The following is a 13178-nucleotide window of genomic DNA, read 5'->3' on the forward strand; positions in this document are numbered from 1 at the left end:
TCGCGACCTTTCCATGTCAAAATCCATATTGGCTAGAAGCGAAGAACCGCCTCGAGATTGACCGTCCGCGGCGGATTGATCATCACGACATGGCTGTTCCCGTTCAGCAGCGGCGTGTTGATCGCCTGGCTGAACGTCACCTCGTTCGTCAGGTTGCGCCCGACCAGCGCAAGTTCCCAGGCGCCGTCTTCCTTGCGGATCGCGAGGCGGGCGTCGAACTTGGTATAACCCGGCTGCGCGTTCAGCGGGTTCATGTCACCCTGCAAATAGGAGGTCGAAGTGTAGTCGGCGGCGCCGCGAGCGCTGACGATCAGGTGATCGCTCACCGGCACGTCGAACTGCACATATCCCGACGCCTTCCATTCGGGCGCGCGCGTCAGGCGCACGCCCGAAAGGTTGTTCGTCGCGGGCGTGCAGGTCGCTGGGGCGTTGTACAGGCAGGGACCGCCTGGATAGTCATTATATTTCGCGTCCAGATACGCCCCTGTCGCGCCGAGGCTGACGACCGAATTCGGACGATAGCGGGCCTCGACCTCGACACCCTGCGCGGTCGCCTTGGCAGCGTTGCCGGTGATGAAGGCGGTGCCGTTATACGACGAGACCTGAAGATTGGCGAAACGCGTGCGGAACAGCGCGATGTCGAGGTCGAGCCGGCGGTCGAACAAGCGCATCTTGGTGCCAAGTTCCCATGCCCGCGCCCGTTCGTCGTCGAAGTCGAACCGGCCGTTGTTGTTGCGGATGTTATACAGCAGCAGGCCGTCGTTCGACAGGAAGCCCCCACCCTTCGTTCCCGTCGCATAGCTGACATAGGTCGAGACCTGCGGGCTGAATTCATAGCGAAGACGCAGCGAATAATCCCAAAGCTTTTCAGTCCGTTTGCCGGTGATGTCGAAGTCGAGATTGTTCGCGGGGATGCGTGGGCCGACGTTGGTGCTGGTCCCGCGCGCTTCCTTTTTTTCGTAGCTGTAGCGCAGGCTGCCGCTGAAGGTCAGCGCATCGGTCAGTTCCGCCTCGACGATTGCAAAGGGCGAAAGCGACCAGGAAGTCTGGGTGAAGCCGCGCTTCCCTTCGGCCTGAGGCAACGTCGTCCCCACCAGATTGCCGTTGTAACTGATGAGTTGCAGGATATCGAGATCGGCATCGGTATAGGTGGCGCCGAACGCGAGATTGATGCCCGCCGCGACGTCGCGCGAGACGCGCAATTCCTGGAAAAACTGGCTGCTCTCCTCGGCCTGCAGCGTATTGAGCAGATTGATCGGCCCCGGAATGGTGTTGAATGTCCGTTCCGAATCCACGGCCTGATAGGCAGTGACCGACCCGATCGTCCAATCGCCCGGCGTCCAGTTGACCGTCATTGCGCCGGTCCGCGATTTGGTTACGTCATATTCCTTAGGAAAGCCGCGGCTGAACCGCCAAAAACCAGGCTTGTCCTGCGCCGCCGCACCGCCGCTGGCGTTTCGAATGACGTTGCACAGGTTGCAGTTGGCGTTGCCGATATTGTTGTAGACCGCGTTCGAACCGTTGATCTCGTTCCGGAAACCCTCAACCTTGAACAGGACCTCCAGATCGTCGCTCGGCTCCCACAAGAGTTGGGCACGCCCCGACCGGTATTTCGAGCCATTGTCGTCGAACCCCGTCAGCCGGTTTTCGATATAGCCATCCGCTTGCCCTGCGCCGCCGCTCAGCCGGACGCTCAGCGTGTCGCTGATCGGGCCCGACAGATAGCCGCTGAAATTCATGCCGCCTTCGGCGAGTTCGGTGCCGGCGCGGAACTCGGCCTCGAAATCCCGGGTCGGCCGGCGCGTCACCATGCTGATCGCGCCGGCATTTGTGTTCTTGCCGAAAAGCGCGCCCTGCGGCCCGCGAACGACTTCGATGCGTTCGACGTCGAGGAACGGCACCTGCAGCGAACGCGCGCGGCTGGAATAGACACCGTCGACGAACAGACCGACCGATTGTTCGAATGCCAGATTGTTTGCGCCCGATCCGAGCCCGCGGATCGTGATCGCGTAATTGCCGTTGGTATTGTCGATCTGAAGATTGGGAACCGACGACTGGAGGTCGGTGAACAGGCGCTGCCCCTGCTGCTCGATCGCGGCACCCGTGACGACGCCGACCGAAATCGGCACTTCCTGCAGCGTTTGCGGACGGCGCGACGCGGTGACGATGATATCTTCGCTGCCCGCCGCGCTGGTCGCATCATTCGCGCCGGTCGCTTCGGCTTCCTGTGCCGCCGCCGGGACGGCGGCAGCCATCATCAGGGCTCCGGTGGCAAGTGCCGTTACGGCTCGATGGTGGCGTTTCATCCCTCTCTCCCTCGTTCGCAGCCACCGGTCGAAAGGCGCATTTTCGCTTCTCGACTCCATGACCGTCTTCATTATGTATCAATTGATATATTTTGAGCCGAGCAAGATCAATAGCATTCTAAGTATTTTTTGAGAACTATCAAAACCACGGAAATCCGGCACAAATCAGAAATTTGCCAAGGGACGGAGATTTGCTTTACCCAAGGGGCGCACAAAATGACGGAGGGTTCGAGGTCGATCATGGCGATGGGAGAATCGGTCGAGGCACCCGTTGCGCAACCCGGAAGGGACGCGGTATCGAACGCTTCGCGCAAAGGCGACCAATCGCGTCAACGCATATTGGAGGCTGCGCTGGTCGAGTTTGGGGCGGCGGGTTTCAAATCCACGACCACGCGCCGCATAGCGGAACGGGCCAATACGACGCTGCCCCCTCTCAGCTATTATTTCGGCAACAAGGAAGGGCTCTATCGGGCCTGCGCCGAGGAGATAGTCGAACGCTACGGGCACGCGACCCGCGATGCCGTCACAAGAGCAAAAGGGGTTATCGAGTCACCATCGGGACCGGAGGAGGCGCGCGAAACGCTCAAATATTTGATGGCGGCATCGGTCGAGCTGATTCTCGGCAGCGACGCCTATATATTGGGTAACGGAATCATTGCCCGCGAGTTGGCGGAGCCGGGCCCGGCATTCGAGATTTTCTATAACCGATTGTGGCTGCCCGGTATCGAGCGGAACTCGCGGCTGATCTCCTTGATCAAGTCCGAAGCCCAAGTTTCAGCCGAGACGCGTATGCAGGCCATCCTGCTGGTGTCGAGCCTTCCCTCGCTTCACACCCGCAGGGTCGTTGCACAAAGGGCGATGGAATGGCCCCGAATTGGCGAGGCAGAATTGCGCCTCATCACCCAGGTCCTGCATCGGCAAATCGACGATCTCTAGACAAGACCCGCCCTAGGGATCTCGCCGCCGACTGAACCAACTGGAGGTTTGATCAGCCTGACGCGAGCATATCGAGCGCGACGTCGACGATCATATCCTCTTGCCCGCCGACCATCTTGCGTCGCCCGAGCTCGACGAGGATCGCCCGCGTGTCGAGCCCGTGATCGGCCGCCGCCTTTTCGGCATGGCGCAGGAAGCTCGAATAGACCCCCGCATATCCCAACGTCAGCGTCTCGCGATCGACGCGAACCGGGCGGTCCTGCAGCGGGCGCACCAGTTCCTCGGCCGCGTCCATCAGCGCGAACAGGTCGCAGCCGTGGTTCCAACCGTAAACGTCCGCCGCGGCAATGAAGACTTCGAGCGGCGCATTGCCTGCCCCCGCCCCCATGCCGGCGAGGCTCGCGTCGACGCGTATCGCGCCATTCTGCACCGCGACGATGCTGTTCGCGACGCCAAGGGAAAGATTGTGGTGCGCGTGCACGCCGCGCTGCGTTTCGGGTTTCAGCACCCGGTCATACGCCTGCAGCCGCGCCGCATATTGATCCATCGTCAGCGCGCCGCCGCTGTCGGTAACATAGACGCAATGCGCGCCATATTCCTCCATCAGCTTCGCCTGATTTGCGAGCGCCTCGGGCTCCGACATATGGCTCATCATCAGAAAACCCGATACGTCCATGCCGATCCCTCGCGCATATTCGATATGCTGCTTCGCGACGTCGGCCTCGGTGCAATGGGTCGCGATACGCACCGAACGCACGCCCATATCATAGGCATGTTTAAGGTCGTGGATCGTCCCGATGCCCGGGAGGAGCAAAGTCGTGAGTATGCTGTGCTCCAGCACTTCGGCAACCGCTCCGATCCAGTCCCAGTCGGTATGGGCGCCGAAGCCATAGTTGAAGCTAGACCCCTGCAGGCCATCGCCGTGCGCGACCTCGATCGCGTCGACCTTCGCACGGTCGAGCGCCTTCGCGATCGCCTTCACATGATCCAGCCCATATTGGTGGCGGATCGCGTGCATGCCGTCGCGGAGCGTCACGTCCTGAATATAGAGCTTGGTCGTCGCGGGATCGAAACTCATGCGGCCATCCTTTCCGCGATCTTCTCGGCGGTCTTCAGCGCGGCAGAGGTCATGATGTCGAGGTTGCCGGCATAGGCGGGCAGATAATGCGCCGCACCCTCGACCTCGAGGAAGACACTGACCTTCAGCCCGGTAAAGCTGCCGTCCATTTCAGGGATGCGTAGCGGCGCATTGCCGCCGATGCTTTCGAACTGCACCGCCTGCTTCAACCGGTATCCGGGGACATAGGCCTGCACCTCCGCCACCATCGCTTCGACGCTCTTCGCGATCGCCGCGCGGTCGCCGTCGTCGCAGAGACAATAGACCGTATCGCGCATGATCAGCGGCGGTTCGGCGGGGTTGAGGACGATGATCGCCTTGCCGCGCGTCGCGCCGCCGACCTCTGCGATCGCCCGGCTCGTCGTCTCGGTAAACTCGTCGATGTTGGCGCGGGTACCCGGGCCCGCGCTCTTCGACGCGATCGAGGCGACGATCTCGCCATAATGCACCTTGGCGACGCAGTTCACCGCGGCAACGATCGGGATCGTCGCCTGGCCGCCGCAGGTCACCATGTTCACATTCGGTGCGTCGAGGTGCGCATCGCCGTTGACCGGCGGTATAACATAGGGACCGATCGCCGCCGGGGTCAGGTCGACGACGCGCTTGCCATGGGTGATCAGCACTTCGCTGTGCCGCTTGTGCGCCCCGGCAGAGGTCGCATCAAAGACGATCCCGATATCGGCGAAGCCGGGCATCGCGACCAAGCCGTCGAGGCCATCGGCGGTGATCGGCACACCAAGGCGCTCGGCACGCTTGAGGCCATCCGACTCGCGATCAATGCCGACGAAGGCGCCCATTTCGAGCACGTCCGACAATCGCATGATCTTGATCATCAGATCGGTGCCGATGTTGCCCGACCCGATGATCGCGACTTTGGTTTTCGCCATCTCGCTACGCCTTGTAGGTAAAACTGCAGGTGCCGATATCGGCGATGTCGGCGACGACATGATCGCCCGGTGTCAGCGCGACCATTGGCCCCAGCGCCCCCGCGAGCAGGACGTCACCCGCCCTCAGTGGTTCACCGCGACCCGCAAGGGTCCGCGCGAGCCAGGCGGCGGCGTTCAGCGGATTTCCGAGCGCCGCGGCGCCTATCCCGGTCGAGGCGGACGCGCCGTTCACGCGCATTTCCATCGCCGCCCCTTCGAGGTCGAGCCCCGCAAGCGGCAATCCTGCGTCAGCCAGCACGAAGAAGGCCGAAGAGCCATTGTCGGCCACAGTATCGGCAAATGTGATCTTCCAGTCGGCGATACGGCTGTCGACAATCTCGATCGCGGCATGGACGCTCACCACCGCCGCTGCGACCTGCTCAACTGTCGTCGCTGTATCGGGCAGGTCGGCGCCGAGCACGAAAGCGATCTCGGCTTCGGCCTTCGGCTGGATCGCCCGTGCGGGATCGAGAATACCGCCGTCGGCGACGCGCATATCGTCAAAGAGCACGCCAAAGTCGGGCTGATCGACGCCAAGCTGCGCCTGCACTGCTTTAGCGGTCAGCCCGGCCTTGCGTCCGACGATGCGGCGCCCCTGCGCCTCCCAGAACCGCGTGTTGATCGTCTGTACCGCATAGGCGCCTGTCGCGTCGGTCGGATCGAGCACATCGCGCAGCGGCGCGACAACTCCGCCGGAATAGGCATCGCGCAGGCGGCGGGCGACGGCTTCGTGGGTCGCGGTCATCAAGCTTTGCCCGGATGAACGGTGCCGCAGTTGTCGCAGGTGCGCAGTTCCTCGCTGGCATAAAAAGCCTCGAACAGCGGCGGCAGGTCGCGCACGATGCTCTGGAGTTGGACCTCGACGCGGTGGACGATGTGGCCGCAATCGTCGCAATACCATTGAAAGGCATCGATCAACCCGTCGGGCCGCTTGCGTTCGATGACCAGCCCGACGCTGCCCGCGACCGGACGCTGGGGCGAATGCGGGACGCGCGGTGGCAGCAGGAAGATGTCGCCCTCACGGATCGGCATGTCCTTCGGCCCCTCGTCGGTCCATAGGCGCAGGTTCATGTCGCCCTCGATCTGATAGAAAAATTCCTCCAGCGGATCGACATGATAGTCCGTGCGCTGGTTGGGGCCGCCGACGACCGTGACGATGAAATCGGCATCCTCCCATATCTGCGTATTGCCGACCGGCGGCTTGAGGACGTCGCGATGCGCCTCGATCCACTCGCGGAAGTTGAAGGGCAGTCCATAGGTCAGCATGGCATCATCCTTTCGGCGCGCGCGGGATGAAGGCGGTCGCCTTGATCTCGATCAGCAAATGCGGGTGCGGAAGCTGGTGCACCGCGACGGTCGTCCGTGCGGGGCCCGCTTCGTCGAAATACTCGGCGTAGACGGCATTATAGCCGCCGAAATCGTTCATGTTGACGAGGAAACTCGTCACATCGACCACGTCGGCGAGCGAACCGCCAGCGTCGGCGAGGATCGCGCCGATATTCTCGATCACTGCGCGCGTCTGTTCCGCGATGTCGAGACTGACGGTGCCGAACGCGTCTGCGGAGGCGCCCGCGAAACTGTTGTCGGCACGGCGCGAGCTGGTGCCGGAGACGAAGACGAAATCGCCGGCGCGTCGATAGTGCGGGAACCGTCCGCGTGGTCGTGCCTTGCCGGGGATTACCCTGCCCCTCCCTTTTTCGGCGCCCTCGCTCATGCCGCGCCTCCCTCAATCGTGAACCCGACACGGCCGAGATGCCCCGCGTCGAGCGACACGGTGCGCGCCTCGCCAATCGCCGCCGCAGCGGTCGCGCCGCCCAGCATCACCGTCCAGCCCGGCTGAAGCACCAGTCCCGCCGCCCCCGCGAGCCGCGCCGCGGCGACGAGCGACCGGAACGGATCGCCGAGGATCGCCGCGCTTGTCCCCGTCTCGGCGACGGCATCGTCGACGCGCATCGTCATCGCAACGTCCGAAACATCGGTGTCGGCGGCAAGCCAGGGTCCGACGACAAAGGCGGAAGACGACGCATTGTCGGCGATCACGTCGCCAAGCGCGAAGCGGAAATTTTCGTAGCGGCTGTCGATGATTTCCAGCGCCGCAGCCACCGCATCGACCGCAGCGAACGCCTCTTCGCGCGTCACCTCGCCCGCCAGCGGCGCCTTCAGCCGCACCGCGACCTCGGGCTCGACGCGCGGATGGATAAAGCGCGCGCGGTCGATCGCCGCGCCATTGGTGACGACCATATCGGAGGTCAGCCGGCCCCATATCTGATCCGTGAGCCCCATCTGGGCCATCTTGGCCTCGCTGGTGAAGCCCATCTTCACGCCAACCAGGGTCGCACCGCGCAAAAGCCGGTGGTCGATCGCGGCGCGCTGAATTTCATAAGCGTCGGCAAGCGGCAGGTCGCCCGCCTCGCCGGTGATCTGCGGGATCGCCCTTGCCTCGCTGGCGGCGGTGTCGAGCCTTGCGGCAATGGCGGCAATGTCTGCCATAGGTTCCTCTTACAGTTTCACGCAAATATTGGTCGGTTCGGAATAGAAGCCCAGCGAATGTTCGCCACCCTCGCGTCCGATGCCCGACAGCTTCATGCCGCCGAACGGTGTGCGCAGGTCGCGCAGGAACCATTCGTTGACCCAGACTATGCCCGTTTCCATCTGCGCCGCGACGCGATGCGCGCGGCCGACGTCGCGCGTCCAGATGGCGGCGGCGAGACCATAGTCTGTATCGTTGGCGAGTTCGACGGCTTCCGCTTCGCTGTCGAAGGGCGCGACGTGGCAGACGGGCCCGAATATCTCTTCGCGCACGCAGCGCGCATCCTGCCCCAGGCCGGTCAGGATCGTTGGCTCGACGAACGCGCCGCTCGCTAGCGTGCCGTTCAGTTCGGGAACGCCGCCGCCGGTTACCACCGTTGCGCCCTCCTCGCGCGCAAGAGCATAATATGAGAGCACTTTCTCGCGGTGACCATGCGAGATCAACGGTCCCATGTCGGCGCCCGACCACGGATCGCCGACGGTCAACGCCTTTGCCCGTTCGGCGAGCGCCTTCACAAAACGGTCGAAAATCGGCCGTTCGACATAGACGCGTTCCGTGCAGAGGCACACCTGCCCGCAGTTCGAGAAGACCGAGCGCACGGTTCCCGCAACCGCCTCGTCGAAGTCGCAGTCGGCGAAGACGAGCGCCGCATTCTTGCCACCTAGTTCGAACGAGACGGGCTTCACGCCGGCGGCAGCGACGCGCATGATCGCGCCGCCGGTCGCGGATTCCCCGGTGAAGGTGATCGCGTCGATATCGGGGTTGGCGGTGAGCCACTCGCCCGTCGACTCCGCGCCGAAACCGTGAACGAGGTTGAATACGCCCGGCGGCACGCCCGCCGCATCCATTACCTCGGCAAGCAGCGTCGCGGTCGAGGGGGTTTCCTCACTGGGTTTGACGACGACGACATTGCCGCACGCAAGCGCGGGCGCCACTTTCCACGTCATCAGCAACAGCGGCAGGTTCCACGGTGACACGATCGCGACGACGCCCAGCGGCCGTGCGATCGCATAATTGATCGCGCTGCGCCCGTCGGGCAGGTCGGTCCGAAAGCTTGGCATCGCGCGCGCTTCGGCGATCGCGGCAAAGGCACGAAAATTGGCGGCACCGCGCGGAATGTCGATCGTGCGCGCCTGATGCAGCGACTTGCCGGTGTCGGCGATCTCGGCGGCAGCGAACTCGTCGAACCGCGCCTCGATCCCTTCGGCGATACGGACGAGAAGCTTGCACCGTTCGGCCTGCGACATCTTGCCCCACGGCCCCTTGAGCGCGGCGCGCCCGGCGGCGACCGCACGGTTAACGAGGTCGCGGCTCGCCTGAGACACCCGACCGGCTACGCTGCCGTCGACGGGGTTCACATTGTCGAACCAGCGCTCGCCCTCGACGAAGGCACCGTCGACATAGTTGAGCACCGGGCGTTCGGCGAAAGGATAGGCTGCGTCCGTCATGCCGCACCTCCGACCGCGACATAACCCGCGGCATTGCTGTGCGCGGCGCCCGCCTTGCCGACATGCCCCGCCATCTGGAGGAGCGACAATATGGTGTCGTTGAATTGCACTGGCGCTTCAAGGAATGCCGAATGGCCCGCGTCGTTGACCTCCACAAGGAAGGAGCCCTGGACCTCCGCCTGTGCGAGCCGTACGGCTTCGATCGGGAAGAGGATATCATCGACGCCCGAAAGGAACAGGGTCGGAAAGCCCTTGCCGCCGAGATCGGCCGCCGGACGCGCATCGAAGCTGCCCGCCAGGCTGTGGCGATCGACGGCGTTGAAGCTTGCGATCTGGCGATAAAGCGCCGCGAGTTCGCGCGGTGCGCCCGCACCGAGCACGCGTTCGACCTGCCCCATCGCCGCGGTCTTCGCGCGCGCATCATCCATGATCGTCTTCACTTCGCTTGATTCCGCGATACCGTGCAGGCTGTCACAGATGGCAAGCGCGGCAACGCGCTCGGCCGCACGATGCGCAAAACCGATGCAGGTTCCCGCCCCCATCGACTGCCCGACGAGTGCGACCTTCGCCTCGCCAAGATGATCGAGCAGCGCGACCAGATCATCGACGAAGGCATCGCGCCCGCGCCCGTCATGGTCCTGCGACAGGCCGAAACCGCGATGGTCGAAAGTGATGACGCGGTTCGAACGCGAAAGCGCGTCGAGCTGGCGATACCAGATCGCATGATTGCCACCGATACCGTGCGCGAGCACGATCGCCGGCCCTGCCCCATGCGCCTGCCAATATATCTCGGCGCCCGCAGTCGCCAGCACACCGCTTTCCATCACGAAACCCCCATCAATTTGCTGAGCCGCACGACATAGTCGCCGAACGCCGGGTCCTCGCGCGTCGTGCTGGGATCGCGCGGGCGCGGCAGGTCGATGCGGACATCCTCGATAATCGTCCCCGGCCGCTCCGACATCACGAGCACCCGGTCGGACAGCAACACCGCCTCCGAAATGCTGTGCGTGACAAGCAGCACCGTCTTGCGGTCGCGCTGCCAGATGCGCAGCAATTCCATGTTGAGCCGGTCGCGCGTCAGCGCGTCGAGAGCGCCGAAGGGCTCGTCCATCAGCAGCACCTGTGGTCCGCGTGCCAGCGCCTGCCCGATCGCGACCCGGTGACGCATCCCGCCCGAAAGCTGGCTGGGATAGCTTGCCTCGAAACCCGTCAGGCCCAGTGTCTCGACGAGCGCCGCGAATGCCGCTTCGTCAGGGCGCTGCGTCTGCGGGTCAAGGTCGACCCCGAGCAGCAGATTGTCGCGCACATTCAGCCAGGGAAGCAGGTTCGAGGTCTGAAAGACGAAGCCCATCTCGGCCGTGGGTTCCTCGACCTCGGCGCCGCCGAAACGGATGCTGCCGTCCTCAAAGGGGACCAGACCCGCGATCAAGCGCAAGAGCGTGCTCTTGCCGCAGCCCGAGGGGCCGAGGATCGAGACGAACTCTGACGCGCCGATCTCGGCGCTGACGCCCTGCAGGACTTGCCGGCCGTCGAAACGCTTGCCTGCGCCGGAAAGGGAGATAACCGATTTCATGCTGCACGCCACCAGATGAAGCGTTCCCAATAGGCCACGCCGTAGAAGAGAAGGAGCGACAGGATCGTCACCGCGATCAGCGCCGCAAAGGTCAGCGTCGTGTGCCCTGATCCCGACGCCGTCAGGATCAGATTGCCCAGTCCGTCGTTCGACCCGACGAACTCGCCGACCACCGCGCCGATCACCGCAAGCGGCATCGCGACCTTGCAACCGTCGAGGAAGCTCGGCAGCGCCGCCGGGACGCGAAGGCGCCAGAAGCTTTGCATCGGGGTCGCCCGCAGCGCGCGAAAATGCTCCTCAAGATGCGCGGGTGTGCTCGCCAGTCCGCCGAGCGTCGCGATGATGATCGGGAAAAAGGCGAAGAGAAACGCCATGATCAGCTTCGACGTCAGGCCATAGCCGCACCATACGACGATCAGCGGCGCAAGCCCGATCTTCGGGATGCTCTGCAGCGCGACGAAGAGCGGATAGACGGTGCGCTTCGCGGTGCGCGAGAAATAGATCAGCGCCGCGATCGGCACGCCAAGCGCGACAGCGATGAGAAATCCCCAGAAAACCTCGGTCAGCGTGACGAGGCTCTGCGCGAGGATCGGTCCGCGCGAAGTCCATAATTCGCCCAGGATCGCGCTCGGTGGCGGCAACAGATACGACTGCACTCCCGACCAGCGAACGCCATACTCCCACAAAAACCCCAGAACGAGAAAAAAGCCCACGCTGATCGCGGTGTCGCGATTGAACAGGCGGCTCACGCGTCACCGTCCTTTTCCAGCAGCGCCTGAATGCGCGCGGGCGGCGGCACGAGAAAGCGATCGAGATGCCAGCGGTCGAAGGTGTCCATATCCTTCCCGTCCCACACCGACGGCGCATAAGGATCATCGGCGGTGATCTGCGTCATGTCGGTGTAGAATTCGACATTGTTACCGTCGGGATCGCGGAAGACGAGGAAGCTGTTCGCCCCCGGGCCGTGCTTGCCGATACCGCGGTCGATCGTGATGCCGCGCGCGACCAGCATCGCGGCGACCTGCTCCATCTCGCCGATCGTTTCGAGACGATAGGAGAAATGCTCGACCGCAGGGTAATGCCCCTCAGGGATTGCCGTGTGCCCCGGCGGAAGTTGGAGCAGCGCCAGGTCGTGATGATCCTCACCCGCGCGTAGAAAGACCATATGATGGTCGATCCAGTCCGACACGGTAAGCCCGACAACCTCCGCATAAAAAGCCAGGCTGCGGTCGATATCGCGCACCTTGAGCACAAGATGGCCAAGCCGCGTCGGACGCGGACGGTAGGAAGCGGGATCGGTCATGGCTGATTCCCCATCGGAATAAAGGCGTTGGTGAAGAGCTGCGGCGCCTGGTCGAAACCCTGAAGCTGGCCGCTCGCCTGCAGATAGGTGACGGTACGCTCGACCTTTTCGGGCTTCAGCCGGTGCGATCCACCCTCGTCCGCCATCAACGCCGCGGTCTCGCGGATCTGGCGTTCGGTCACCGCTTCGTCGAGCAGCGGATAGGATTTGCGGATGATTGCGAGCGCGGCTTTCGGATCGCGCGCCGCGTCGGCGTAGCCGCGATAGGCCGCTTTCAGAAAGGCGCGCACCAGTTCGGGATCTTTCTCGATCAGCCCGTCCTGCGTCGCGAAACCGCTGCCATAGACGTCGAGCCCGAAATCGGCATAGCCGATGCGTCCGATCGTCACGCCCTTTGCCTTGGCTGCCTTGTCAAACAGCGCGAGCGAATTGCCGAGCCAGCATTCGGCGGCGTCGATCCGCCCCTCGACGAGCGACGAGACGACGATCGCGGGGTCGAGCTGGATCTGCTCGACGCGCGCGGGCTCGACGCCATTGTCCTTCAGCCAGGCGGGAAGCAGCGCCTGGATCATCGAACTTTGCCCGGCACCGAACCGCAGTCCCGCAAGATCGGCCGGCTTCTCGATCTTGTGTCGCTCCTTGACGAAGCAAGCACCCGCGGGAAGTCGCATGTTGATGCCGCCGATCATCCGCACCTTGCCGCCCTTCGAGCGGTTCAGCGCGACCGACAGCGGGTCGATATAGGCAAATTCGAACATGCCCTGATCGAGTTCGTTCGCGGTGCGCATGCCGCCAAAGCCGCGCACCGGCTCGACGGCGATTCCCGCGTCCGCGAAATAGCCCTTGTCGATCGCGACGAAGATGCCCGCCATGCTGCCCTGCGGCAGCCACGCCATGTTGAACCGCACGCTGCGCGCATTGTCCGCCTGTGCCGTGCGCGGCGCATTGCCGCCGAAAGCGCTCCACAAGGTAAGTGCGGCGATCGCGGCGACCACGAGTAGCGGCACGACGAGCGAACGGCGATGAAAGGCGACCATCG

The 13178-nt window shown here is 63.7% G+C and carries 14 protein-coding genes; 1 reads left to right on the forward strand and 13 read right to left on the reverse strand.

What is annotated here, in order from left to right; translation table 11 throughout:
* Positions 1 to 32: 32 nt before the first annotated feature.
* Complete coding sequence (locus SC1_RS14255; RefSeq protein WP_193749179.1) at positions 33 to 2306, reverse strand: TonB-dependent receptor; 2274 nt, start codon at positions 2304 to 2306, stop codon at positions 33 to 35.
* Between the two features lie 129 nt (positions 2307 to 2435).
* Between SC1_RS14255 and SC1_RS14260 the strand changes: the two genes are divergently transcribed.
* The gene (locus SC1_RS14260; RefSeq protein WP_152682404.1) at positions 2436 to 3242 is read left to right on the forward strand and encodes a CerR family C-terminal domain-containing protein; all 807 of its coding nucleotides are present in this window, start codon (positions 2436 to 2438) and stop codon (positions 3240 to 3242) included.
* A 52-nt stretch (positions 3243 to 3294) separates the two neighbouring features.
* Here SC1_RS14260 and dmpG read toward each other — a convergent pair whose 3' ends face one another.
* The 12 genes from dmpG to SC1_RS14320 are packed head-to-tail and all read right to left on the reverse strand — an operon-like array spanning position 3295 to position 13176.
* The gene (gene dmpG, locus SC1_RS14265) at positions 3295 to 4320 is read right to left on the reverse strand and encodes a 4-hydroxy-2-oxovalerate aldolase (protein ID WP_062182952.1); all 1026 of its coding nucleotides are present in this window, start codon (positions 4318 to 4320) and stop codon (positions 3295 to 3297) included.
* Positions 4317 to 5246, reverse strand: a complete 930-nt coding sequence (locus tag SC1_RS14270; RefSeq protein WP_062182954.1) for an acetaldehyde dehydrogenase (acetylating) — start codon at positions 5244 to 5246, stop codon at positions 4317 to 4319. The genes dmpG and SC1_RS14270 overlap by 4 nt, the downstream gene beginning before the upstream one ends.
* Positions 5247 to 5250: 4 nt before the next feature.
* On the reverse strand, positions 5251 to 6030 hold the full coding sequence (locus SC1_RS14275) for a 2-keto-4-pentenoate hydratase (protein ID WP_062182957.1): 780 nt from the start codon (positions 6028 to 6030) through the stop codon (positions 5251 to 5253).
* Complete coding sequence (locus tag SC1_RS14280; protein WP_062182960.1) at positions 6030 to 6551, reverse strand: 3-hydroxyanthranilate 3,4-dioxygenase; 522 nt, start codon at positions 6549 to 6551, stop codon at positions 6030 to 6032. Before SC1_RS14280 ends, SC1_RS14275 begins: the two co-directional genes overlap by 1 nt.
* Before the next feature lie 4 nt (positions 6552 to 6555).
* Entirely contained in the window at positions 6556 to 6999 is a 444-nt protein-coding gene (locus SC1_RS14285; RefSeq protein WP_062182963.1) for a RidA family protein, read from the reverse strand.
* A complete protein-coding gene (locus tag SC1_RS14290) occupies positions 6996 to 7775 on the reverse strand; it encodes a 2-keto-4-pentenoate hydratase (RefSeq protein WP_062182966.1) in 780 nt (259 codons plus the stop codon). The genes SC1_RS14285 and SC1_RS14290 overlap by 4 nt, the downstream gene beginning before the upstream one ends.
* Positions 7776 to 7784: 9 nt before the next feature.
* Positions 7785 to 9263 carry a 2-hydroxymuconic semialdehyde dehydrogenase gene (locus SC1_RS14295; protein WP_062182971.1) on the reverse strand — a complete coding sequence of 493 codons (1479 nt, stop codon included), beginning with the start codon at positions 9261 to 9263 and terminating at the stop codon, positions 7785 to 7787.
* The gene (locus SC1_RS14300) at positions 9260 to 10087 is read right to left on the reverse strand and encodes an alpha/beta fold hydrolase (protein ID WP_062182974.1); all 828 of its coding nucleotides are present in this window, start codon (positions 10085 to 10087) and stop codon (positions 9260 to 9262) included. The genes SC1_RS14295 and SC1_RS14300 overlap by 4 nt, the downstream gene beginning before the upstream one ends.
* Complete coding sequence (locus SC1_RS14305) at positions 10087 to 10836, reverse strand: ABC transporter ATP-binding protein (RefSeq protein WP_238586705.1); 750 nt, start codon at positions 10834 to 10836, stop codon at positions 10087 to 10089. Before SC1_RS14305 ends, SC1_RS14300 begins: the two co-directional genes overlap by 1 nt.
* Positions 10833 to 11585, reverse strand: coding sequence for an ABC transporter permease (locus SC1_RS14310; protein WP_062182980.1), 753 nt, complete (start codon positions 11583 to 11585; stop codon positions 10833 to 10835). Before SC1_RS14310 ends, SC1_RS14305 begins: the two co-directional genes overlap by 4 nt.
* The gene (locus SC1_RS14315) at positions 11582 to 12139 is read right to left on the reverse strand and encodes a VOC family protein (protein ID WP_062182983.1); all 558 of its coding nucleotides are present in this window, start codon (positions 12137 to 12139) and stop codon (positions 11582 to 11584) included. Before SC1_RS14315 ends, SC1_RS14310 begins: the two co-directional genes overlap by 4 nt.
* A complete protein-coding gene (locus tag SC1_RS14320; RefSeq protein ID WP_062182986.1) occupies positions 12136 to 13176 on the reverse strand; it encodes an ABC transporter substrate-binding protein in 1041 nt (346 codons plus the stop codon). Before SC1_RS14320 ends, SC1_RS14315 begins: the two co-directional genes overlap by 4 nt.
* Between the last annotated feature and the right edge of the window lie 2 nt (positions 13177 to 13178).

It is taken from the genome of Sphingopyxis sp. C-1, assembly GCF_001047015.1.
Classification (GTDB): domain Bacteria; phylum Pseudomonadota; class Alphaproteobacteria; order Sphingomonadales; family Sphingomonadaceae; genus Sphingopyxis.

Bases quoted from the DNA above. Each gene is read 5' to 3' on its own strand.
- SC1_RS14255 (WP_193749179.1), bottom strand. From the start codon at position 2,306: ATGAAACGCCACCATCGAGCCGTAACGGCACTTGCCACCGGAGCCCTG.
- dmpG (WP_062182952.1), bottom strand. From the start codon at position 4,320: ATGAGTTTCGATCCCGCGACGACCAAGCTCTATATTCAGGACGTGACG.
- SC1_RS14270 (WP_062182954.1), bottom strand. From the start codon at position 5,246: ATGGCGAAAACCAAAGTCGCGATCATCGGGTCGGGCAACATCGGCACC.
- SC1_RS14275 (WP_062182957.1), bottom strand. From the start codon at position 6,030: ATGACCGCGACCCACGAAGCCGTCGCCCGCCGCCTGCGCGATGCCTAT.
- SC1_RS14280 (WP_062182960.1), bottom strand. From the start codon at position 6,551: ATGCTGACCTATGGACTGCCCTTCAACTTCCGCGAGTGGATCGAGGCG.
- SC1_RS14285 (WP_062182963.1), bottom strand. From the start codon at position 6,999: ATGAGCGAGGGCGCCGAAAAAGGGAGGGGCAGGGTAATCCCCGGCAAG.
- SC1_RS14290 (WP_062182966.1), bottom strand. From the start codon at position 7,775: ATGGCAGACATTGCCGCCATTGCCGCAAGGCTCGACACCGCCGCCAGC.
- SC1_RS14295 (WP_062182971.1), bottom strand. From the start codon at position 9,263: ATGACGGACGCAGCCTATCCTTTCGCCGAACGCCCGGTGCTCAACTAT.
- SC1_RS14300 (WP_062182974.1), bottom strand. From the start codon at position 10,087: ATGGAAAGCGGTGTGCTGGCGACTGCGGGCGCCGAGATATATTGGCAG.
- SC1_RS14305 (WP_238586705.1), bottom strand. From the start codon at position 10,836: ATGAAATCGGTTATCTCCCTTTCCGGCGCAGGCAAGCGTTTCGACGGC.
- SC1_RS14315 (WP_062182983.1), bottom strand. From the start codon at position 12,139: ATGACCGATCCCGCTTCCTACCGTCCGCGTCCGACGCGGCTTGGCCAT.
- SC1_RS14320 (WP_062182986.1), bottom strand. From the start codon at position 13,176: ATGGTCGCCTTTCATCGCCGTTCGCTCGTCGTGCCGCTACTCGTGGTC.